Annotated in this window: 14 protein-coding genes and 3 pseudogenes; 6 read left to right on the forward strand and 11 right to left on the reverse strand. The window is 60.5% G+C overall.

From position 1 onward, the window contains the following. The first annotated feature begins 144 nt into the window (after nucleotides 1-144). The gene (locus HGO38_RS23255; protein ID WP_250958314.1) at nucleotides 145-1,140 is read left to right on the forward strand and encodes an IS110 family RNA-guided transposase; all 996 of its coding nucleotides are present in this window, start codon (nucleotides 145-147) and stop codon (nucleotides 1,138-1,140) included. Between the two features lie 544 nt (nucleotides 1,141-1,684). Here the strand turns inward: HGO38_RS23255 and HGO38_RS23260 are convergent. Next, a complete protein-coding gene (locus HGO38_RS23260; protein ID WP_250958315.1) occupies nucleotides 1,685-2,611 on the reverse strand; it encodes an AraC family transcriptional regulator in 927 nt (308 codons plus the stop codon). Nucleotides 2,612-2,692: 81 nt separating this feature from the next. On the opposite strand from HGO38_RS23260, the gene HGO38_RS23265 reads away from it, so the two are divergent. After that, nucleotides 2,693-3,520 carry an oxidoreductase gene (locus HGO38_RS23265; protein WP_250958214.1) on the forward strand — a complete coding sequence of 276 codons (828 nt, stop codon included), beginning with the start codon at nucleotides 2,693-2,695 and terminating at the stop codon, nucleotides 3,518-3,520. A 95-nt stretch (nucleotides 3,521-3,615) separates the two neighbouring features. On the opposite strand, the gene HGO38_RS23270 is transcribed toward HGO38_RS23265, so the two are convergent. Next, on the reverse strand, nucleotides 3,616-4,200 hold the full coding sequence (locus HGO38_RS23270) for a hypothetical protein (RefSeq protein ID WP_250958215.1): 585 nt from the start codon (nucleotides 4,198-4,200) through the stop codon (nucleotides 3,616-3,618). Nucleotides 4,201-4,409: 209 nt separating this feature from the next. On the opposite strand from HGO38_RS23270, the gene HGO38_RS23275 reads away from it, so the two are divergent. Continuing rightward, nucleotides 4,410-4,583, forward strand: a complete 174-nt coding sequence (locus tag HGO38_RS23275; protein ID WP_250958216.1) for a hypothetical protein — start codon at nucleotides 4,410-4,412, stop codon at nucleotides 4,581-4,583. Between the two features lie 304 nt (nucleotides 4,584-4,887). Here HGO38_RS23275 and HGO38_RS23280 read toward each other — a convergent pair whose 3' ends face one another. Both HGO38_RS23280 and HGO38_RS23285 read right to left on the reverse strand, forming a co-directional pair. Continuing rightward, complete coding sequence (locus tag HGO38_RS23280; protein WP_250958217.1) at nucleotides 4,888-5,538, reverse strand: DUF7007 domain-containing protein; 651 nt, start codon at nucleotides 5,536-5,538, stop codon at nucleotides 4,888-4,890. Between the two features lie 82 nt (nucleotides 5,539-5,620). Continuing rightward, nucleotides 5,621-7,336 (reverse strand): ParB/RepB/Spo0J family partition protein, encoded by a 1,716-nt coding sequence (locus HGO38_RS23285; RefSeq protein WP_250958218.1) that lies wholly within the window; start codon nucleotides 7,334-7,336, stop codon nucleotides 5,621-5,623. A 321-nt stretch (nucleotides 7,337-7,657) separates the two neighbouring features. Here HGO38_RS23285 and ligD point away from each other — a divergent pair. Then, nucleotides 7,658-8,703, forward strand: a pseudogene (gene ligD / locus HGO38_RS23290) (non-homologous end-joining DNA ligase). Nucleotides 8,704-8,880: 177 nt separating this feature from the next. Here ligD and HGO38_RS23295 read toward each other — a convergent pair. The 4 genes from HGO38_RS23295 to HGO38_RS23310 form a co-directional block, all read right to left on the reverse strand. Then, nucleotides 8,881-13,968, reverse strand: a complete 5,088-nt coding sequence (locus HGO38_RS23295) for a helicase-like domain-containing protein (RefSeq protein ID WP_250958219.1) — start codon at nucleotides 13,966-13,968, stop codon at nucleotides 8,881-8,883. A 99-nt stretch (nucleotides 13,969-14,067) separates the two neighbouring features. Next, nucleotides 14,068-14,673 (reverse strand): DUF1419 domain-containing protein, encoded by a 606-nt coding sequence (locus tag HGO38_RS23300; RefSeq protein WP_250958220.1) that lies wholly within the window; start codon nucleotides 14,671-14,673, stop codon nucleotides 14,068-14,070. Between the two features lie 130 nt (nucleotides 14,674-14,803). After that, nucleotides 14,804-15,739, reverse strand: a complete 936-nt coding sequence (locus HGO38_RS23305; RefSeq protein WP_250958221.1) for a DUF3991 and toprim domain-containing protein — start codon at nucleotides 15,737-15,739, stop codon at nucleotides 14,804-14,806. Nucleotides 15,740-15,915: 176 nt separating this feature from the next. Then, nucleotides 15,916-16,095 (reverse strand): hypothetical protein, encoded by a 180-nt coding sequence (locus HGO38_RS23310; RefSeq protein WP_250958222.1) that lies wholly within the window; start codon nucleotides 16,093-16,095, stop codon nucleotides 15,916-15,918. Between the two features lie 537 nt (nucleotides 16,096-16,632). Here HGO38_RS23310 and HGO38_RS23315 point away from each other — a divergent pair. Beyond that, the gene (locus HGO38_RS23315; protein WP_250958223.1) at nucleotides 16,633-17,478 is read left to right on the forward strand and encodes a type IV toxin-antitoxin system AbiEi family antitoxin domain-containing protein; all 846 of its coding nucleotides are present in this window, start codon (nucleotides 16,633-16,635) and stop codon (nucleotides 17,476-17,478) included. After that, a complete protein-coding gene (locus HGO38_RS23320) occupies nucleotides 17,468-18,385 on the forward strand; it encodes a nucleotidyl transferase AbiEii/AbiGii toxin family protein (protein ID WP_250958224.1) in 918 nt (305 codons plus the stop codon). Before HGO38_RS23315 ends, HGO38_RS23320 begins: the two co-directional genes overlap by 11 nt. Before the next feature lie 287 nt (nucleotides 18,386-18,672). On the opposite strand, the gene HGO38_RS23325 is transcribed toward HGO38_RS23320, so the two are convergent. The 3 genes and pseudogenes from HGO38_RS23325 to HGO38_RS23335 all read right to left on the reverse strand — a co-directional run. After that, nucleotides 18,673-19,434, reverse strand: a complete 762-nt coding sequence (locus HGO38_RS23325; RefSeq protein ID WP_250958225.1) for a metallophosphoesterase — start codon at nucleotides 19,432-19,434, stop codon at nucleotides 18,673-18,675. Nucleotides 19,435-19,924: 490 nt separating this feature from the next. Then, nucleotides 19,925-23,170, reverse strand: a pseudogene (locus HGO38_RS23330) (error-prone DNA polymerase). After that, nucleotides 23,170-23,454 (reverse strand): annotated as a pseudogene (locus HGO38_RS23335) (DUF6504 family protein); the annotation flags it as partial. The pseudogenes HGO38_RS23335 and HGO38_RS23330, both read right to left, overlap by 1 nt. Nucleotides 23,455-23,533: the final 79 nt, after the last annotated feature.

Raw genomic sequence — 23,533 nt, forward strand, 5'->3', positions numbered from 1 at the left:
CCACTTACTTCGTCCGCCGTCGAATTGCGAAACCCTCCGTCCAGTTGTTCGGTGCCACACCATGGTGCTGAAGAATGGCTTGAGCCGGATGCGGGGTGATCCGCATGTCCGGTTCTTAGGGGGCGGCCGCGCAGCAATGCGCCGCTGCTACCCGACCAGGTACATGGCATTGATGACAGCAATCGTGTCGTGATCGCTCAGAAACTCCGGCGCGCACACCTTCTTGCATTCTTTGCCAAGCTGAAGCCGAGTCTGATCGGCATGGAGGCGTGCGGCTCCGCGCATCACTGGGCGCGCGAACTGACAGGCATGGGCCATGAGGTCAAGCTGATGGCGCCGGCTTATGTGAAGCCGTACGTGAAGCGGGGGAAGAACGACATGGTGGATGCCGAGGCGATCTGCGAGGCTGTGACCCGGCCGACCATGCGGTTCGTTCCAATCAAAACCGCGTCGCAGCAGTCGATCCTGATGGTGCACAAGTCGCGTGCTCTCCTCATCCGGCAGAGGACCATGCTGGTGAACGCCTTACGAGGCCATCTCACGGAGATCGGCATCGTGGCGCCGGTCGGGATAGAAAGAACGGCAGAGCTCGTCGAGCGGGTGCTCGCACACGAGCCGACCGAGCTGGACGTTCCGCCGCTCGTGGCTGACATTGTCGTATCCTTGGCCAGGCAAATCGACTCCCTGACCGCCGAGGTCAGGACACTTGAAGCCAAGATACGCGAATGGCAACGAACGAGCGAAGCAGGCCGCAGGCTTGCGACGATCCCGGGCGTCGGCGTAATCACTGCCACAGCATTGGCGGCGACGGTGCCTGATGCGTCAGTCTTCAGGTCGGGGCGAGAATTTGCCGCATGGCTCGGGCTGACGCCACGATCGAACTCGTCCGGAGGAAAAGAGCGCCTCGGCAGGATCACGAAGGCCGGGAACCGATATCTGCGAACGCTGCTGATCGTTGGCGCGACAGCCGTCCTCAGGCATGTCAGGCATAAGATGCACGGGCCGCTCATCGAGTGGGTCAGGAAATTGTTGTTGACGAAGCCCCCGCGCCTGACGACCGTGGCGCTGGCGAACAAGATGGCGCGGATCGCATGGGCCGTGATGACGCGGCAGACGGTATACACAAACGCCATCGCATAGAAACCGACGCAACAGCGTCACCGAGTTCGGAGGGCCTGCCAGACGATCGTGATGAATACCGGTTCCGCCGGGGATCAGGACAACCCGTTCGCGAGACTGCATCTGCAGAATGCGCTTTTTTGATTGGGACCATGATCCGCGGATTTCATCAAGGCCCGCGGCCGTTCGGCCGATCATCAGAGAGGCCGGACATATGCGAGCAGCCAGCCGGGTTCAAAAAGATCAGAAGATAGGCTTGACCGAGGGGGTGTCCACATATGCCTCGCGAGGAATGGCGGCTAAGCCGACAGGGGAAGAAAACGAGCCGGCCGTTGCGGATGCCGAGCGAGCCGAGCACCGCGAGGCGGTCTTTGGTCAGACATGCCCCATCGAGACCGCAGTGGACTTGGCCTACTGACAGATCAAGTGTTACGACTATGGCATCATCGGGAGGTGCCGAATGGGAGCGGGTTGCATAGTGGCCACAACTCCCAATCGAATAATCGAAGCGAACGCCCACATGTGAGAGATTGCCGGAACGGGCATTATGCCTCCTCGCTTATGCTCAGACGAGTTCGCCAAGGTGGTGTCTGACCCATTTCGCCTCCTCCGACGCTGTGCGACCGAAATGTCGCTTAAAGTCTCGGCTGAACTGGGCCGGGCTTGCATAACCGACTGACCTCGCGACCACCGCAATCGTCTTCTCCTGGCGGGCGATGATCAATCTTGCTTCTTGCAGCCGCATGGCCTTCACGTATTGCATCGGACTGGTGCCAGTCAGGTCCTTGAAATTCACATGGTAGGACGGCGCGCTCATGCCCACCCTGCCGGCCAGGTCGGCGATGGAGATTTCCGTGCCGTAGTGCTGCCGCAGCCAGGCCAAGCTCCGGAAGATTTTCCCGTATGGCCCACTGTGCTGAAGCGCGGCAATCATTGCGCCGCCTTGCGGACCGACCAGCACCCGATAGTGCAGTTCGCGCAGAATACCCGCACCCAGAACGGCACTTTCGACCGGACTGCGAAGCGCCCTCAACAGGCGTAACAGGACGTCCTCGATGTTAGCATCCATCTTGTTCGACATCAGACCGCGTGGCGGATGACCTGAAAGCTCGCTGCGCTTTTCGACCTGCAGGGCGATCTCAGCCGCCAACTGCATATCGAATTCGAGATAGACCGCAAGCAATGGCCTCTCCGGACTGGCGGTCGATTCCATCCGGAAAGGCACGGGGACAGAAACAGCCAGATAGTGGTCTTCATCGTAGCGGAAGATTTCTCCGTCCAGCATGCCCTGCTTGCTGCCCTGCAGGACGAACACGGCGCCTGGGTTATAGAGGACCGGGACATCGTGGAGCACGGCCTCGGTGCGGAGAATACGAACGCGATCGAGCCCGGTCGGATTGTATCCGTGACGCGGAGCTAGACCGCCGGCCAACTCGACCAGCTGGCCTCGCATCGATTGGCGATGTCCATCAATCATAGGATTTGGCAACAACTTCATCGGATCCGCAATCGTTCAGCCGGACGATTAATACTATCTGTCAAACGTCTCCTCAATCAAGGAAGTTCGCACATCATGTCGAGAAAGACCTTTTTCATCACCGGCGCAAATTCCGGCTTCGGCTTGGCCATCGCTACGGCTGCTGCTCAGATGGGCCATCAGGTGATCGGCACCGTCCGCTCCGAGACGGCACGCTCGGCGCTTGCCGCAGCCGTGCCCGCCATTCACCCCGTCCTTTGCGACGTCACCGCGTTCGACCAGATTCCGGATGTCGTCCGTGATACGGAAGACAAGTACGGGCCGGTCGATGTGCTCATCAACAATGCGGGTTACGGCCACGAGGGCGTCATCGAAGAATCGCCTCTCGAAGAGATGCGCAGACAGTTCGACGTGAACGTCTTTGGCGCTGTAGCTGTCGCCAAGGCGTTTATTCCCAGGTTCCGCGAACGGCGCCAGGGTTTCATCGTCAATGTCACGTCGATGGGCGGCATGATCACCATGCCCGGTATCGGGTATTACTGTGGCAGCAAGTTTGCGCTGCAAGGCATATCGGAAGTGATGCGTTCAGAAATGGCGCCGTTCGGTGTGCATGTGACGACGTTATGCCCCGGCTCTTTCCGCACAGACTGGGCCGGACGTTCGATGATCCGCACGGAAAGGTCGATCGCGGATTACGATTCCCTTTTTGATCCGATACGCGAGGCCCGGCAGGCAGTCAGTGGCAAGCAGCTTGGTGATCCAGAGAAACTCGCTGCAGCCGTCTTGATCCTAGTCGAGACCGATAACCCGCCACCGCAACTTCTCCTTGGCAGCGACGCTCTCAAGCATGTATCGGCGAGACTCAAGCGTCTCCAAGAAGAGATCGATGCGTGGACCTCCGTGACGGTATCGACGGACGGCTGACCGGAGAAAGAGGGCGCTCGGACCCTACGGCGCATTTACCCATTTATGATTTTCCTAAATGGGGCCTCAGGCGGGGCCGAAGCCCCGCGATCGTCCTATTCAAATGCTGCCATCTGGGCCGTCGCGGCCTTTTGGTCGACTGAGTTGGCGGGCTGCTCGACCGTACGCTCGTAGGGCTTCCAGGTTTCGCCGGTTATGTCCTCGTAAGCCGAGACGGCTCCTTCGGCTGCCATGCGAACCACATGGGCCTGCAGGCCCATGTCGGCTGCGAACTCGCGCTTTCGCTGGGCGCGGCTGTCGAAGCCTACCGGGCCGTCGAGGTCCTCGTCCCTGGTATCGTTGGAGAGCTTCATGGTGAGATCGCGGGCTTCGGTTACCGCGCGGCTGTAAAACTGCCCCGCGCCGTAGGCTGAGCCGACGAAGGATCCGACGATGCGCTGCATGTGGATCTGCATGGCCTTTTCGGCAAGGCCGTCCTTCAGGGCATCGGCGCTTTCGATCAACTGACCGCGGTGGAGGTCGCGGATCCCGTCGCTGTCGATGAGGGCAAGGCCGAAGCTTTCCGAGATGCGCAGTGCCTGGGCTGTATCGGGGCAGGCGTGCCTGACCATTTCGAGGGTGGTGGCGCGCTGGGATTTGGCTGGGCGGTTTTTCTGGGTGGAGCGGTTGAGCGGTGCCATGATCGGATCCTTTATGAGCGATGTTTCAGCGAAGCCCGGGGTGCCTGACGTCGTCCGGCTCAGCCCCTCGGGTGCGGGCAAAAGGACATGGGCACCAGCGGCCCGGCCCAAGGTCAGGGCATCGCCAGGAGGAGCGAGGACGGTTTGCGGATGGTGCTGCCCGCCTCAAGCGGGCTGCGACAGACGCGGGCCTGCCTTGCGACGAGGCGATGATCCTGCCGCAACGCGGCGCGAAAGCGGCCTTTGACCGGGGCGCGCCCATGTCAGACCGCAGCAAAACCGAGGTGCTGTGCCGGCCGACGATCTGGTTTCTCGGCAGCATGACGCAATCGCCATCGCCGATCCGACCGTGGCAACGCCGCTTCACCCACGCAGGCCACTGACAAATCCCGGTCCCATCACAGTGTGCCAGGATGGTTGCCGCCAGTTCTCTGGCTCCGCGTTTCGATCAGCGCTCTTACCGTACCTTCGAGTGGCCGGACCCCTCTCACCCGGCTCAGTTGATATGCATTCTGTGATCAGTGAATGGGCCACGCCGTGCTTTGCATTTCCACCGCGCCTTCGTTTATCGTGTCAGCTCAGCCCGCCGGGAGCGGCAATCCTGCTGCCGTGCCCAGATCCTGCGATAGAGCTCGATGAAATCGATTACCTGATTTCGAGGTGGGTCGCAGTCTGTGAGCGCGGCAGTCATTGCCTCGCCGCCCAGGTCACGAAGCTGGACGGACCGTCATATGGCTGGTGCTTCAGTGGATCAATGACGAAGCCGTGTCGGCCGATCTGGTAGTCGGCGCGTGGAACCAGGAACCGTCGTTCGCCTGTCTCGCCCCGAAACCCGCCCAGCGTCGCGATGCACTCGACGAAACCCGGTTGGTGATCGGAATTGAGGGCCGCGATGACCACCCAGTCATTGCGATGGCGGCTCTCGAATTCCTGCCGGTCCCGCATGTGAGACTGACTGCCGTCCAATGCGACGCCCATGACGCGCTCGTAGGCATCAGGATAAGAGTCGCGAAGTGTGCGATCGCCGAGGCGCCGCTCATAGGCGGTGAACAGCTGCGGAAAGGCGTGGGCGATCTTCGCCCATTCACAATCCTCCTCGTAGAATCCGTTGTCATTACGATAGAGGGGATGGACGACGGCGTTTGCAATTTCATCCAGATGGAAGCCGCCGTGACTGGCGGTCGAATGCAGAACGATACCGTCGGCATATCGCCGCGAGACCTGTGCCATGCCCCAAGGCGTCGATGCTCCGGCATGTATCGTCGGCCGGTCCAATGCCCTTAGTTCAGCCTCATGCACTGCTTTTTCTGTGGCCATGTCATCATGGATCTCTGCCATGACAAACTCCTTCTAACTGTTTGAGACAGAAACGCCGCCGGCATGAGCCAGCGGCGTCGGTTCAGATCCTGGTGCCTGGCGTTTATTCGGCAGCCTCGCGGAAACCTTCGTCCGCCTCTTCCTCGGCCGCAGAATGGTCCACAACCTCACCACCGGAAAGCTGATCTTCCAGCGTATCGGGAACGTCGTCAGCATCCTCCAATCCGCTGTCGACGCTGGTGTAGCGTTCGACCCACGATCGCACCTCCTCAGTGGATGGCGCCAGCAGCGCTGCCGGATTCACCAGCCGTCCGTCGGCAAAATGCTCAACCAGAGCCGCGCGGGTATCCTTCACCTTGATCCGACCGGGCACGCCCGCCGTTTCCGCGGTCGCCTCAAGCGCAGTGCGTGACAGGCATGAGAGGAAGTCTTCCGTCGCCATATTGGGCAGGAACTCATCAGCACCGACAGCGTCGCCGGCAATGCGGGCGATCAGGCCGCTATCGGAGCGATTGCGCCGAAGCGATAGGACTTCGATCAGAACCGAGCGTGCAGCCTGCACCAGTGTCTCGCGATCGGAGGACAGTTTGCCGTCCTCGCCAATCAGCCTAGCAGCATGCGGGCCGCATTTCGCATGACCATAGGGATTGTCCGATGCGCCGCTGGCAACGCTGACATTCATGCCGGTGAAGGCGAGAATGAGCAAAGCCATCAGCGTGTCGTCTTCGATCGGCGCACGGGCAAGCGCCTCGTGCAGAGCGTCAGTCCGCAAGTCGCCGATCATGTCGAGGCCCTTCTGGGTTACATCGGGCCGTGCTTTCGGTTCCTCGACATCCTCGACAACAGTTTCGACACCATCGGCATCCTTGACCAGCTTGGGCTTCTTCACGTCGGGCATGCGATAGGCGACCGACTGCACCGAGCCGTCGCGGGCGTTGATGTACCAGCCGGTCAGGTCACCCTTGCCGGCCTTGCCGTAGACCTGTTGCGCTTTGGCCGGCAGTTTCGCCTGGCCGTATTCATTGGCCTCGATCACCGAGCCACGCTTCGGCAGATTGTTGGAGAGCCATTCCTGCTGCGCACCGAGAAACGCCTCGACGTCTGTCGTATAGCGGCTGTCCTCGTCAGCGGGTGCAAACAGGTCCTCGACCCAGGTGATGCCATAAGCCTGCGCCAGTTCGTCACCGAAGCTTGCATGCTTGGCGAGCATCCGGGTCGTGGTCAGTGAGCGGGCCACCTCCCACCACGAGACCTGCGGGTCCTGCTTCTTCGGCTTGTACTTCTTCCAGACCTCGGCCTGCTCGTCCTGGCCGGCGGCGGCGATCGTGCGCAGCTGTTGCTCGTTCGGCATATCGCCCCGCGCCATCTGGTCGAGCATGGCGGGCAGGATGTTGGCGAGCAGCCGTAGCTTGCGGATCTGCCGGCTCGGAAGTGCCAGCGCCATCGCGATCGACTCTTCGGTCCACCCCAGGGCCACCAGCCGTTCGATGGCGCGCCATTGATCGACGGGGTTCAGCGGCTCGCGGGCGATGTTCTCCGCAAAGGACTGCATGGCGCCGAGATCGTCGGAGGGATCGGCCAGCAGCAGCGGAATTTCCAAGAGATCCGCGGCAATCGCCTGGGCGGCGCGGCGATGTCCGAAGACGATGATATAGCTATTGCCGCCATCGGGATCGAGTTTGACGATTGGTGGCTGAACGACGCCGATTGCCCTGATCGATGCGCAGAGCAGCGCGTCGGACTGGGGTGAGGATTTCGACTGGCGGGACCGGTCGGGATTGTCCTTCAGGCTGCGCGGATCGGCTGTAATCAACTGCATGGGAATGACCTTTCGGTTTCGGGCGGACGGACTGTCCTTGCCTCCTCGTCTTCTTCTCGAAGACATCTCCCGAACCGCAGGACGGGACGGCGGCTGCAATTGCGCCGGAGCAGACCTGGCTTGCGGGCGAGCGAGGCACACCTGCCTTGCGAGGCAAGCTTGCCCGGTCTCGGCAACCGGCGCGATTGAGAGAAGCAGCAGCCGTTGGACCGCTCTTGCGAACCGGTTTCCTTCCCCTCCTTCCTCCCCTCCCTCGTCGTCCTCCCTTCCATTTCCCAGCGATGTCACACGATTTTAAGCAATTGCTGCTGAACTCTGGCCATGACAAAGCCGCCGCGCCAAAAATCCCAGCCGCTTTTGCGGGAGACGGATCTCCCGATCCGCTCGCGACCGCTTAAAATCCGCGATCCTGCCCAGCCGCAGCTCCCTTTCGATCCGATGCCAGCGCGTATCGAACCGTGCCTGGCGCTGTTGAAAGCAAAACCGCCAACCGGACCGGACTGGATCTACGAGATCAAATGGGACGGCTATCGTATTGCAGTTCACATCGAGCCGAAAGCGGTGCGGATCATCACACGTGGCGGTCATGACTGGACCGACAGGTTTCCGGCGATCGCAGGCGCTGCGCGCAAGCTTGACGTCGGGACCGCCATTCTCGATGGGGAAGCCGTTGTCCTCGATGCCGAGGGCCGCTCGGATTTCGGGGCGCTGCAGCGTTCACTTGGCGGGCGCGGGGGCAGACAAGCCTCTGAGCATGCGATCCTCTACGCATTCGACCTTTTGTATTTCGACGGGCATGACCTGACGAAGATGGAGTTGTCCGGACGTCGTCACCTGCTGGAAGACCTGATCGGCGAAGGCGAAGGAGCGATCCGCGTCTCGCAGGAGGTCGAAGCGGATGGCGCGACACTTCTGGCGGCCGCGCGCGAGCACGGCCTGGAAGGCATCATCGCCAAGCACCGCGACAGTGCCTACCGCTCGGGTCGGCTCGGCAACTGGCTGAAGATCAAATGCATCCAGAGCGGAAGCTTTATGATTGTCGGATACGAGCCATCCACCGCGGCGCGCGGTGGGATCGGCAGCTGTTGCTGGCGGCCTACCAGGGTGCCGCGTTCGTCTATGTCGGTTCGGTCGGGACTGGCTTCAAAGAGAAAGACACTATCGAACTGCGCCGGATGCTGGACACGCTGAAGACCAGGCGTGCTCCAGTTGCGGTTGATAAGAAGGGGGCCGTCTTCGTTCAACCGACATTGATTGCCGAGATCGAGTACCGCGCCTGGACCGACGATGGCAAATTGCGGCACGCCTCGTACAAGGGCCTGCGGGAACTGCAGGACAACGCGGCGATCTACAAACTCAGCGAGTAGGTTTCTAAGGTCTCAAAACGAAAGGGCGCTCGACCCTTTCGGGGAGCGCCCTTTCCAACCCGGACAGTTTCAAACGCGCGGCAAATCGCCACTGTGAGGCAAACCATCGAAACGGGTGATGACCGACAGGTGTGTATCGCCCGACCTCGTTTCAAGTGACGGTGGATATACCGCCGTTCATGCGGCCTGCTGGCTATCCTCCTCTGGTTCATCGGCGGTCGCCGCCAGATCCCTTTCGATCTCGTCCAGTTGGCTCAGCTTGAGTTCAAGCTCAGCTTCGAATGAGAAGCTTTCACCCAGACGCGGCGTATAGGAGGCGAGGCGACGTTTCGCATCGGCGAGACGATTGCTATGGTTCTCGCGTTCCTGTTCAAACCCGCCAAGCGCGTGCTCGAGCCGGGAGATGGCACCGATGGGCGTGGTGGTGACGGCCAGGTCGATCTCGTAGTCGCCACCTGTTCGTTGAAGCAGCGTGTCGTACCGGTACCCGTCCTTGCCGAACCGCTCGCCATGATATGCGAGATCGAAACCGCCGATGGTGGCGATAGTGGCTTCGCCCTCCTGCTGAAGCTGAACCAGCGTCAGGATCTCCTTCATCAGCGCGCGGCCGGCGAGCTTGCGCTCGTCAAATTCGGCACTTCCGACCTGCATAGTAAAAGCGTCGCCCATGGTTGGGACCAGACGGTCGATGTCCTTGCCCACGTCCCCAATGCGGCGGCTGGAAACCTCGATGTCCCGTTCGGCATCGCGGATCTGGCGCCGGATCGCGTGCTGGTCGTCGATATGGGCGGCCCGCAGCCGATCGAGACGGGCAATCTCGGCTTCCAGCCCCGCCTTCTGCATGAGCCGCTCGTCGCCTGACGCGATGGCCTTGGCCATGCCGAACTGGTTGGCCTGCCCCTCCCCCATGTCCTCAAGCCGCCGAACGCTGGTGTCACCGGACAGCGCGGCTGCTATGAACCGGGCCTTACGCTCGTTGTTCTGCCACATGGTGGCATCGAGGCTCCCAAGCGTGGCATAGGCAAAGACATCGACCTCATCATGCTGATTGCCCTGACGAATAATACGGCCCTCGCGCTGCTCGATCTGCGATGGCAACCACGGAACATCGAGATGATGCAGGGCTCTCAAACGGGCCTGAACATTGACGCCGGTGCCCATGGTTTCGGACGAGCCGATCAGCACGCGAACCTTGCCGGCATTGAAGTCGTTGAACAGCCGCTGCTTTGCGTCCGACTTCTTGTAATCCTGCATGAAGGCGATTTCGGAAGCCGGCACGCCCAATCGGACCAGTTCATCGCGGATCCAGCGATAGGCAGAAAAGCCCCGCGTGGCCTCGACATTGATCGTGCCGAGATCGGAGAAGATCAACTGGCCGGCGCCCGGCCGGTCGAACGGCTTGCCGTCCTTGCGGCAATATTCCGCCTCTCCCGTTTCCTGCCATATCCGGTAGGTGTTGAGAACGAGTGCGTTCAGCTTGTTGGCGGTCTCATTGCCCATGGCCTGATCGACCAGGCGCAGATCGATCGCGGCGTGACGTCCGTCGGTGATGACCGAGAGCAGGATGTCATCGCCGGGCTTGGTCGGCCCGTCGCGCATCTCGATCGCCTTGATCCGCGCGTCAAGTTGCTTCTGGTACGCCCTAAAAGCAGCGGTTGGCTCTGCGGTGACGATCTGGCGCTTGCCGCCGGAGACATCGGGGACCTTCACATAGGTTTTCAGATCGACCGGCAGCACGACGTCGGCAAAGGATCGGAACATGGCAATGAGTTCCGGAACGTTGACGAACTGGCTGAAGCGCGTGACCGGCTTGTATTTACCCGACGGCTGTAATTCGAGTTCCGTCGAGGTGTCGCCGAAGGTCGAGGCCCAGGCGTCGAACTCGTGCAGACCACGTTCCGACAATGCTGCCGGATCCATCATCCGCTGCGCGGAGAACATCTCGCCGAGCATGTTGGTGATCGGGGTGCCCGATGCCAGCACCAGCGCCCTGCCCGGGTTCTTCGTCTCGATGAAGCGGGATTTGACGAACAGGTCCCAGGCGCGCTGCGAACCGTTCGGATCGACACCGCGCAGCGTCGACATGTTGGTGGCAAAGGATAGCTTGCGGAATTCCTGCGCCTCGTCGACGATGATCTGGTCGATCCCGAGCTCCGAGATGGTCAGCAGGTCGTCCTTGCGCGTCGCCAGCGCCTCAAGCCGTTCCTTGTGACCTTCCTTCATGCGCTCTATGCGCTTGCGCGACAGCCGGTCGTCACGCTCGACCTTGACCAGGAGGTCCTCGTAAAGCTCCAACTCGTCCTGGATCATCTGTGCTGCAAAAGCCGATGGTACGGATATGAACCGAAACGCCGAATGGCTGATGATGATGGCATCCCAGGTGGCGGTCGCTGCCCGCGACAGGAAGCGATGGCGCTTTTCCCTGACGAAGTTGGTCTCGTCGGCGACCAGGATCCGCGCATTGGGATAGAGCGCCAGGAATTCACGGGCCGCCTGCGCCAGGCAATGGCCGGGCACGACGAGCATTGCCTTATTGATCAGACCGAGCCGACGCTGTTCCATGATGGCGGCCACCATGGTCAGCGTCTTTCCAGCACCGACGGCGTGCGCGAGGTAGGTGGCGCCGGCGGAGATGATCCTCCAGATGCCACGCTTCTGATGGCCATACAAAGAAAAGGCGCCTGAGGCGCCGGGGAGCTTGAGATGATCGCCGTTGAAGGATCTCGGCGCGATGTTGTTGAAAGTATCGTTGTAGACCCGCGCCAACCGATCAGTGCGATCCGGATCGGACCAGATCCAGGACTGGAAGGCCATCTTGATCTTGGCGAGCTTTTCCTTGGCGGCTTCCGTCTCCACCGTGTTCAGCACCCGGCGCTCGGTTTCGCCATCGCGCATCGTGTCGAAGATCTGCGGTACGGACGAGTTGAGGGCGTCGGATAAAAGCTGTCCGGCATGGCGGCGGTGGGTGCCCCATTCCGTGGTGCCAGCAGCCGACCATTCGAGTTGACGGGCATTGGCCGTCCATGTCGCCAGCTCCGGCAGATGGTGGATGGAGATCTCCGCCTTCATGGTCTCCTTGACGAAGGCGACGACATCATCGGCCGGGATCCACGGCGCGCCGAGCCGGGCGGTGATGTCGGAAGGCCTGAGATCGGCAGGCTGGACACGCTCTAGCGCCGCGACGTTTCGCGCGAAGACTGGATCAAGCTCGGCCGCCGCCCGGGCAACAGTGAGCTTCGAACGGACCGCGCCGGACAGATAGGCATCAGCCATCTGCCAGTAGCCGTTGGACGGATCGCGGAAGATCGCCTCGCCCAACTCGCCGATAACATCCTCAACGTCACGATGCAGCAGCTCGGCGATATGATCGGGATCGACATGACCACGTTCGTTCAGCACCACGGCAAGCGCATCGAGCGCGGAGGTGATGACGGGTGCCGGCGGCGGCGCGATGACGCGTTCGGTAAAGATCGGACCCGGCTTGGCGGTGTTGGTCTCCAGATCGTAGTCTTCGATCGAGGCCACCAGCCAGCAATCGGGATCGTCTAGGAACGGCGCTAGGTTCGGCCGGCGGTGGGTTTCTCTGATCTCCCCGGTTTCCGGGTCTTCCGCGGTCGAGACGCTGGTGAAATTGATCGGGCCGAACTCGCGTACGAAGCTCGACCAGGCGATGCGCAGCGACACTTGCGCCTTTTGCCATGGCTGATCGCGTTCCTGAAGCTTGAGAATGAGCCGGACCGCATCGCGGATCGGGATCAGCTTTTGGATGATCAGGGCGTGCTTGGCAAAGATGCCAACAGTGCTGCGACCCTTCCTGACCTCGACCGGGACAGCAACCCCATCCACAACCTGCATCAGTGCCGCGGCCTTGCCGATGAAATAGCTTCCCTCGCGCACCTTGGGATCGTCTGGCCGCTCTGCCATGGCATCGGCGACTTCGTCCTCAAGCGCGAAGTCTATTGTGGAAGGCTCGCCGTCGTAGATGTCGGCTGGTAGCTGACTGATCGCGGCGTTCAGGCTCGTTTCAAGATCATCACCGATCCGGAGGCAGGTATAGGTCTCGCCGAATGGACCTGAGGTGACCGCATGGCGGCCCAGCACCATGTCGGGATGATCGACGAACCACCTGTTGATACGGATGCTGTTGCCCTCACCTTCCACCTTTACATCCGCGAGATCGACCCATCTGTCGTCTCCAGCCTGCTCGTCGACGCGGCGCTTCCGGAAGAAAAGGATATCGACGACAACATCCGTGCCGGCGTCAGCGCGGAAACTGCCTTCGGGAAGGCGGACCGCGCCAACAAGATCGGCCATGCCGGCGATATGTTCACGGGCGCGGGCGTCAGCCTTGTCCATCGTGCCGGACGAGGTCACAAAGGCGGCAAGCCTGCCGGGCTTCAGCCGGTGGATGGACTTGGCGATGAAATAGTCATGCAGCCGCAAGCCGAGAGAGCGGAAGGCCGGATCGCTTTTCACCGTACGATCGGAAAACGGCGGGTTGCCGATCGCAAGGTCGAAATGGTCGGACAGGTCGGTGCGGGCAAAATCGCCGCAGACGATTCTGGCCCGTGGCTGCAGCAGCCGGACGATACGGGCGGTGACGGGATCAAGCTCGATACCGGTGACATGGCTCACCTTGGAGAGAGTGTCCGGCATCAGCGCCGGAAACATCCCCGTGCCAACACCCGGCTCCAGGATCCGGCCACCCTTAAAGCCCATGCGGAGCAGGCCAGACCAGATGGCACGAACGATAAACTCCGGCGTGAAGTGGGCATATTGGGTGCAGCGCGCCAGAGACGCGTAATCGCCAGGCGCAACGGCACTTTCGAGATTGCCGCCGAGCTCCTCCCAGCCTTTGCGAAACGCCTCGTCGCCGGGACGCCGGAAAATGCCGTTGGCCAGGTCCGACGCGCCGAAACCTGTAAAGCGAATAAGCCTGGCCTGCTGGTCAGGTCGGGCCGGTAGACCATGTCGTTCGATCTCGCCCGCCAGCAGGATGGCGGCGATATTATCGCGCGCCCGCTCGCGCCACGATTTTGCGAGACCGCGCGAACCCTGCAGCCGGAAATCGACCTTCGTCCGCATCTGCGGTGTGGTTTTCGGTTCTTTGCGAACCGGAGCGGCTGGCGCCAGTGTCGAGGGGTGCGGGTCAATATCGATATCGGTCCCGAAGTTTGCTGCGAAACCCGGCACACCGAGATCGAAACCGGATGCGAGAGCTGTATTGCCGAACAGGTCGATGGTGAAAGGATCGTCATGCGCCATTGGAAAAACTCCTGTGAGTGGGCGCGCCGAGGCACACTCGCGGGAAGAAGCGGTGTTGCCAGGCTGCGGATGGTGGAGGTTTGGAAATGAAGGCCGCCGTTAGGCAGCGATCGTTTCCGGCAAAAGACGGAACTGCACCGGCAGCTTGGCGGCAATCTCCTCGTCGGACAGATCGTCAAGCAGCTTCCAGATCTTGCCTTGAGCCGAGGGATAGACCAGCACGATCTGCCGATTGCGTAGATCGGCTGGAAATCTGTTGTCGGCATAGCCGCGGAAATCAGGTCCGGTCGCGCTCCAGATATGATCGAGCTTTTCCTGTCGGCTCATGGCGCGGACGGGACGGGATTCGCGGGTGATGATTTCGGCACGCATCCGGTTAGGTGACTGACGATCACCCAGGTCGCAATATCCGTGAAACCAACGGGACCGATCATCGATCGTCAGTGCGAAAAAGACACTGGTGACGCTGGCGGCCAGAAACTCGCGCATGGCGAACATGTCGCCGCGATAAAACAGCGGAGGGAGGATCTCGAACATGTGGTCGTGATCGGCTTCGGATATCTCAAACCACTCGCCGACGTAGCGCGTGCCATTCATCCTGTTATCGTCGAATGGCGCCTGGGCGTGGCGGTTAAACAGGGCGTACATCTCATGGCGGCTGGCGACGCCTTCGAACACTTTACGTATTGCTGGGGAAGCGAACATCTGTGGCTCCTTCGGGGTTACGACTGAAGCGAAGCCTGGTCGACCTCTCCTTTCAGTCCTTTGATTACCCCTCCTCAGCCGGCGCTTCGCGGGCAGCGGGTCAAGGGCCGCCGTCAGGCGGGCGGCAGCTTCACCCTTGATGCGCTGGCCGCGTATGCGGCAGCTCTCCTTTCTCCCTCCTGTCCTTCAGTTCCTCATTCCAGTCTTCACATCGCGGCCTCAGCCGCGAGAAATCGCAACCGGCGCGATCTGCCATCTGGCGCAGACGATCGGCAAAAACCTCACCCTGAACATTGTTGTCGGTCGCGGCCACCAGCCACGTGCCTTCCCCGGACGCTAAGTTTTCCAACGCGAGCGCGGTTAGCGGCGACCACCCGCCGCCGGTGCTGACGTAGAGCGTGTCGGATCGTGTCTGCTCGATTGCGGCCAGGCTAAGTGCATCGATCGCCGCCTCGGTCACACAAATCCGACGAACGTCGTTCATTCCAAACCGGAAGAGCGCCTTGGCGCCGCCGGTGGAAAACCCGCGCCACTCAGGGCCGCGCTCTTCCCAGCCAATGACGGCGCCAGTCTCATCGACATGTTTTGCCCACATCGAGCCATAGGGGCCTTCTCGAAGAACGTCCGCCTCGATCGCCGCAGAGATAACCTGCCATGGCAGCGCCCGGTTGTGTCGAAGATAGCTCCATGTTGCCGATGCTCGCCACGGCCGCTTTCTTTGGTTCCAGCGGTCAGCAACCGAAGCCCCTGTTTGTGTTTGACGAAGAGGCTTCTCCCAGGTCGCTGCGGTTGGCTGAAACGCGACGAGATCGCCGACCACCGCCAAGGCCTCGGCAAAGCCGATCCCATGGAGATAGCTTGCGAGCGCGAAAACGTCGCCCTTGGCATCCGAACGAACGTCGAACCAGCCCCTGTCGTCATGGATGACGATGATGATGTCGTCGTCGCGCCGGAATTTGACTGCCCGGCGCGTGCTCTCTTTCCTGTCTATCGCGAAGCCCTCATGCTCAAGGACGGCTGCGCAGCCCACCTGGGTACGCAGCTCTTCGATGTCATTCTTTTCCATTTCACTTCCTTAGCTTTCCTGACTGTTCGGGCTGTCAGCGCCCAGGCCGCGAAGATGGAAGCGCGCAAGGGCGCGGGTTCGCAATGTGCAGATCTGCCGGGACAAGCTCGCGGCGAAGCCTCCCTTGCGCGGCATCAGCGCAAGCGGCACGCGCTTCCCCCGAAGGGGTGATCGGCTCAATGAGCCGATCCGTAAGCAAAGGGATCATAGATATTGATGATGGCGTCCTCGTCGCCGTCATACTCGGCGGAAGTCATGACGCCGATCTCGCCATCCACCTCGAAGAGGGTGACCGGGACCATCAGGGTCCGGGCAAGATCGAATGCGTGGTTTTGTGCGAGGCTGAGATCCGACATGTGAGGCTCCATCCGTTGGCGGGGCCAATCCCCGCTCAATGGCGCCCGTTCGATCCGGGCCCGGCCGCGGTCACCTCGGCGGCGCAGCCAGAGAGGTCGCAGGAACTGCGAACCCCCTGCGGGTTGACCGTCCAAGGACGGGACTGGATTAGGGATGCCAGACAAGAGAGCTGGGTTTGGCAACGCCATTGGCTGGAGCGGATTGGTATTCGATCTCGCCGCACTGACCTTCGTCCGGATCATCCGGACTGCCATCAACCGGAATGAAGTGAAAATAGGGAACGGCTTGTCTTCCAATGTGAGACTTAGGCGCATAGCGTTCGATTTGTCGGACAGGTGTTCATCGATCGCATCATGTGCGACGGCACACAGGGTGAGACTTTGGCATTGCGTTTAAGACGCAACGAACGAAGCGCTGCCAACTGGCCCGGTACGCAGCTTCGGGATCTCCTATTCGTGTCAATTCTGAATTGACAATCGATAAATGTTTTAAAGTAAACTTGATATTCACTTTGAACTCGTGCCATAATGTCCATTATGAATGAACATCCAACGCCAAAGCTAAAGCACCTTATCCAATCGGTTCCGCCGGGCTTCCTCGTCGATTCGGCTTGGACGGCACGCCATGCAATCTCACGGCAATCCGTATCGGCGTATATCAAGCAGGGTTGGCTTGAGCGGATCGCGACAGGCGTCTACCGACGACCATTTTCGGCAAGAGAAACGGCGCAAGCCGTCACGGGCTGGAAAATTCCCTTGCTATCCGCGCAGTGGATCATGGGACATGTTTTCCACGTAGGAGGTTGGACCGCACTTGGATTGCGCGGCCATTCCCACTACCTGCAGCTCGGCGGCGATACGCGCGTCTACCTCTATGGCTCCGATATACCTGACTGGCTTATGACATTGACAACCGATGCCAGGTTCGTCCGACGAGGTCATGGACTGTTCTCCGACGAGAACAACGGCGTCGAGGACAGCGAATTCAGCCTCTCCGATAATCCAGATGAGGAACTGGCCATGAGCCCGTGGCGATGGCCTATCAAAATGTCATCGGCAGAGCGGGCAATACTGGAGCTTCTAGATGAACTTCCAAAGAACGAGAGCTTTCACAACATCGACATGGTGTTTGAGGCAATGGTCAATCTGCGCCCGAAAATGTTGACGACGCTGTTGACCCAGTGCCGCAGTGTAAAGGTGAAACGCCTTTTCTTCGTCTATGCCGACAAGCACGCGCATGCGTGGCTCAAGCATATCGACAGATCGCAAATCGACATGGGACGCGGCGATCGGGCACTTGTCCCAGGCGGAAGGCTCCACCCGATTTATCGCGTAACGGTCCCTGCCGACCTGCTGCCAAAGGAGAATATCAATGGCGCGTGATCGCTATATGCGGCAGGTCGAGCTGCTCGTTAGGACGTTGCCCTACATCGCTCGGCAGGATGTCTTCGCCCTCAAGGGGGGAACGGCCATCAACCTGTTCTACAGGGATATGCCCCGCTTATCGGTCGATATCGACCTCACCTACCTTCCAATCGAGGATCGGGACACCACGCTCAGCGGTATCGACGCCGCGCTTGACCGCATTCGTGAAGACCTGCTGAAAAATCTGCGCGGCGTCGACGTCCAGCGTATCGCCGGTGGCGGCAACAATGACACGCGAGTGCTCGTCCGGCAGGGCACCACCGAAATCAAGATCGAAATCTCGCCGGTCGCGCGTGGAACGGTGCATCCTCCGGAACTGCGGACGGTCACGGATGGCGTGGCCGAGGCGTTCGGCTTTGCCGAAATGCAGGTCGTGTCCTTCGAGGATCTGTTTGGTGGCAAGCTTCATGCCGCCGTGGACCGTCAGCACCCACGCGATCTCTTCGACGTGAAGCTGCTCTATGACAATGAAGGGCTCACTGATGCGTTGTTTCGGACCTTTCTCATCTACGTCGCAAGCTCCGGCCGCCCCCCGCATGAGCTGATCAGGCCGTCATTGTCCGAAATCGATGACGCCTTCGTGAAAGAATTCGAAGGCATGACCATCGAGCCTGTCAGCCTGATCGAACTGAAAGACGCGCGAGTCCGGCTGACAGATGACCTTCGAGCCCGCCTCGACGATAAAGCGATGCGATTCCTGCTTACTCTCCATGATACGGAACCGGATTTCGACGCCATCGGGTTGCCACAAGCAGCGGCACTACCGGCAGTACGGTGGAAATTGCTCAATTTAGCAAAGCTGAAGCAGCAGAACCCCGAAAAACACGCTACGCAGCGTGGGGAGATTGAGAATATGTTTGCTTGAGCCCACTGCATTCTCAAGCTCGGCGGGCCGCAGGCTTCTTACTCAGGGGTCGAACCAACGCAGCGGACATTACCGGCATGCGACATCGCGCCACCTGCAGGCGGGCATAGCCCGGAGCAAAACATAGAAGAGCATCGGAGCTTTCAGCATCGCGCCGGCCGAACAGGGCGGGAAAGCGGGACCGACTGCCCCCGGAAGAAACGTTCCATTCAGTCTGTCGCGAAGGCGGAGCCAACGTCCGAGTTTCACGACACAGTCCGTGACAACGATCTACTCTTCCCTATCGATTAGTCGGGCCGCCACTCGCCGACCTCGATGGAACCGCTCTCGGTCAGTTCGGTACATACGAAGTGTAAAAGCTCATCGTGCGTGATGACGGCGGCGCTCAGCCGGCCAGTCCGGTACGCTCCGGTATCCAGTGCTATGCGATTTGAGTAAACTTCGGGCCGCAGCGACTTTGTGATCGTGTGACCGTGTAAAACGACGTGGTCAAGAACGTCCATGTGGTCCAGAAAACCGGCCCTGATCCAGCGCAAGTCGTATTCGTCCTGTTTTGCGAGCAGAATGCCGGGACGTATTCCAGCGTGAACAAAACAGAAGCGGCCCATTTCCATGAACGTATGCGCGTTTTCGAGCAAGTCCACATGATGTGGGAAGACTCGGCGGATATCGGCGGCGATGTTCTCAAAATCTGGCACCGGACGACTGGAATATGCACTCACTGTCGCGACGCCTCCCCAGTCCATCCAATTGACAGCGTCGTCATAGGTGAGGGCACCGCGAAGGAGCTCACGTAGGTAAAAATCATGATTGCCGAGAATGAGCCGGGAGCCCGGATAGAGATCGAGTGTCGAGCAGACCTGATCGAGTACCTTCGGACTGTGAGGGCCGCGATCGATCAGATCGCCCAGAAAGATCACGACAGGCTTAGATTGATGATTATTCGCATGGGCGGCGATGTATCCAAGCATGGCTTCGAGAAGATCGGCGCGTCCATGGACGTCGGCAATGGCATAGACGGTGGATGGTAAGCTCTCGGTCGGTATCACTACTTTTTCCTGCAGGCGAAGCCAACGCGTGGCGATCGCCCTTGTGCTTGCAACATGTCGGAGCTTGGAGCGGCGGGGGCGGGGCCAGGGCCAAACCTCGGCGGTGGCATTCCTATAGGCCATGCCGGCGGTGGCACGCTACCAAAAGTGAGTGTGGCGCGAGATTTTCCGCCATGCCTATCGCGCGTTCCTGCCATGAACGGGATAGTGCGACCCCATGGGCATCACAACGTCTCCTCAAAAGAGATCAAAGCAAATGTGGCCGGCACCAGCCACATCTACCGTTATTGCAAACCAGTTTCGACCATCGTCTGCACCATGTCGGCATCACGACGCGGATGACTGAGCATGGCATCCGAGTGGGACGAAGGACGCGCACGAAAAATGCGCCTGATCAAGTTGGCATCTCCGTGGGCATTGACCGCGTCAGCGCTGAGTGTCCCTATCGCCTTGCTTTTGAGCGCGTCGCCTCTGTAGCCGCCCACCGCACTCACTGAAAATTCCTACTCTTCACCTTCAGCGTATCGATGTGCAGGTCAGGTACATAAATTTCCCGCGCCTTGATGCCCATCGGCGGCCGCTCGCGGCTGTCCGGACTGCCCGGTGATCCATGCGCGAACTCATCGCCCCGCCCTGTCGGAACGCGGAAAGTGTTCCGTTCTCCCAGGCTCGCAAGATCGGTGGTCAGATCGAACATCCGTTGCGCCACCTTCCCGCTGGATCTTGCCGTTGATCGCCATCATTGAGGATCCGAGCACGACGCGACGCTGCTTTTCAAAGAGGCTTGGCCAGACAACAATATTGGCAACGCCCGTCTCATCCTCAATGGTCATGAACATCACGCCCTTGGCGCTTCCCGGCTTCTGACGTACGAGAACAAGACCCGCCGTCATCAGCCAGCGCCCATCGCGCGCTGATGTCGCCTCGGCGCAGGTGACGATGTTTCGCCGAATGAGATCCTCTCGCAGGAAGCTGACCGGATGGGCACGCAGCGTCACACCGGTATGGCCATAGTCCTCGACGACATTGGCGCCTTCGGTCATCTGCCGAAGTGCCACGTCCGGTTCCTGCTGCTCGGCAATCACCGTCCGCTCGCGCTCGGCGGCCGCAGCAAACAGCGGAAGCGGTTCGTCGCGCAAGGCCTTGATCGCCCACAGCGCATCGCGTCTTTCAAGTTTCAAGTCCGGTCGAAAGGCGTCGGCCTCGGCGAGCTTAACCAGGGTAGCCGACGGCACGCCGCCGCGCCGCCACATATCGTCGATGGAAACGAAGGGCTCGTTGCCACGTGCCACTGCAATCTTTGCCGCATCCTGTTCGGGCAGCCCCTTCACCAGACGCATCCCGAGGCGCACGGCATGGCTGTCGGTTTCCTCGATCTCTTCGAGCGTGCAATCCCACCGCGAGTGATTGATGCAGATTGGCCGGATCGCTATCCCGTGGGCCCGGGCGTCGGTTACGATCTGCGCTGGCGCGTAGAAGCCCATCGGTTGCGCGTTGATGAGGGCGGCACAGAACACATCAGGATAGTGGCATTTCAGATAGGAAGATGCGTAGGCGATCAGGGCAAAGGACGCGGCATGGCTTTCCGGAAAGCCATAGGAGCCAAAACCCTCGAGCTGCGAAAACGTCTTCTCTGCGAATTCTGCTGTGTAGCCGTTCTTCACCATTCCCTGGACCAACTTGTCCTTGAACTTCGAGACCCCGCCGGTGAACTTGAAGGTCGCCATGGAGCGCCTCAGCGCATCCGCCTCGCCGGCGGTAAAGCCGGCACAGACGATCGCCACCTTCATCGCACTCTCCTGAAACAGCGGCACGCCCAGCGTCTTACCGAGTATCGCCTCCAGTTCCGGCTTGGGATAGACCACCGCCTCTTTGCCCTCGCGCCGCCGAAGATAAGGATGGACCATATCGCCCTGGATCGGACCGGGTCGAACGATGGCGACCTGAATGACCAGGTCATAATAGGTCTGGGGTTTCAGCCGCGGCAGCATCGACATCTGTGCCCGGGATTCGATCTGGAAGGTGCCGAGCGTGTCGGCCTTGCGGATCATCGCGTAAGTGGCCGGGTCCTCCTGCTCGATGGTGGCGAGATCAAGCTTCACTCCCTTGTGCTCTTCCAGCAAGGCAAAGCCCTTTGCCATGCAGGTGAGCATTCCCAAGGCCAGCACATCGACCTTCATGAACTCGAGCGCCTCGATGTCGTCCTTGTCCCATTCAATCGTTTGCCGATCCTCCATCCTCGCCTGCTCGATCGGCACCAGTTCGTCGAGGCGGTCATCGGTCAGGACGAAGCCGCCGGGGTGCTGACCGAGATGACGAGGTGCGCCCATAAGCTGCTGCGCCAGTTCCAATGTCAGCCGCAGGCGGCGGTCGGACATGTTCATGTTCAGCTCGTTGACCTGCTTTTCGCCGACGCCCTCCTTGCTCCAGCCCCAGACGCCGGCCGACAGAGCTGTGATCATGTCTTCAGGCAGGCCGAGCACTTTGCCGACATCACGAAGCGCACCTTTGGCGCGGTAGCGGGTGACGGTGGCGCAAAGGGCGGCCTTCTGCCGACCATAGGTCTTGTAGATCCACTGGATCACCTCTTCGCGTCTGGCATGTTCGAAATCGACGTCAATGTCGGGCGGCTCGTTGCGCTCTTCCGAGATAAAGCGCTCGAACAAGAGGTCGTTTGCGGCCGGATCGATCGCAGTAATCCCCAGCACGTAACAGACGGCGGAATTGGCGGCACTTCCGCGACCCTGGCAAAGAATATCCTGAGATCGCGCAAAGCGGACGATGCTGTAAACCGTCAGGAAATACGGCGCGTAATCGAGTTTGCGGATCAGGTCGAGTTCGTGATTGAGGGTCTTCACCACGTCGTCAGGCACCCCCTCGGGGTAGCGGTCGCGAACGCCCTCCCAGGTGAATTTTTCCAACGTCTGCTGCGCCGTCAGCCCGGGGATGATTGCTTCCTCCGGATACTGGTAGGTGAGCTCGTTCATGTCGAAACGACAGCGGTCGACAATCTCGCGGGTGCGGGCGAGAGCTTCTGGATAGCGGCTGAACAGCCGGTGCATTTCCTCCGGCGGCTTGAGAAAACGATCGGCATGCCGTTCGCGCAGGAAGCCGGCCCGGTCGATGGTGGTGCGATGGCGAATGCAGGTGACGACATCCTGCAGCTGCCGCCTGCCCGGCTCGTGAAACAGCACGTCATTGGTGACAACAGGCCGGACCTTGTGCCGGATCGCCAGTGTGTTGAGCTCATGCAGGCGTAGTTGGTCGTTCGGCCGCCGGCGCAGCGTCAGCGCCAAATAGGCGCGGTCGCCAAATATCTCCTTCACCTTGCGCAGCTGGATAGCGCATACGTCATCGGCCTCGTCGGGGATCAGGACGGCGAGCAGTCCCTCCGCATAGAGAGACACATCCGTCAGATCGAGATGCATTTGCCCTTGCCGCCTCGCTCCTTGCCGAGCGACAGAAGCCTGCAAAGCCCCGAATAGGCGGCCCGGTCCGTCGGATAGACCAGGATCGACATGCCGTCCGCCAGATCGAGCCTGCAGCCGACGACCAGCCGGACACCGGTTTCCTTAGCCGCCTCCCAGGCGCGCACGATGCCGGCAAGGCTGTTGCGATCGACGATGCCGAGCGCCGCAATGCCGAGTGCCTTTGCCGTGGCGAACAGCTCATCGCAACCTGACGCGCCACGCAAGAAGGAAAAATGACTGGTGACCTGGAGCTCGGCGTAGCGCATCAGCCATAGATCCCGTGCAGAAACCATTTTGCCGTTCCGGTCGCGGGATCCACCCCGTCGCCGGAGCGATAGACCCAGAAGCGATTGCCGTCTTCGTCTTCGATCGAATAATAATCCCTGACAGCCTCCATCTCGGATGAACGAACCCACCATTCGCCGAATACACGTTCCGGCCCGTCACCACGCTTAATTCGCCGGCGTTTGCCGCGCCAGGTCATTGATGCCGGCGGGTGGTCGGGTGTGAGCGCAATCACCTCGATCTGAGATCGGCGGTGCAAAAGTCTGCCACGGTAACGGCGAGATAGTCTCGCCGTAGGGGCGGAGTAAAATCCGGCCACCTATCTTCCTTCTGCGTTGAATGCA

Source organism: Rhizobium sp. CG5 (assembly GCF_023701945.1).
Classification (GTDB): Bacteria; Pseudomonadota; Alphaproteobacteria; order Rhizobiales; family Rhizobiaceae; genus Allorhizobium.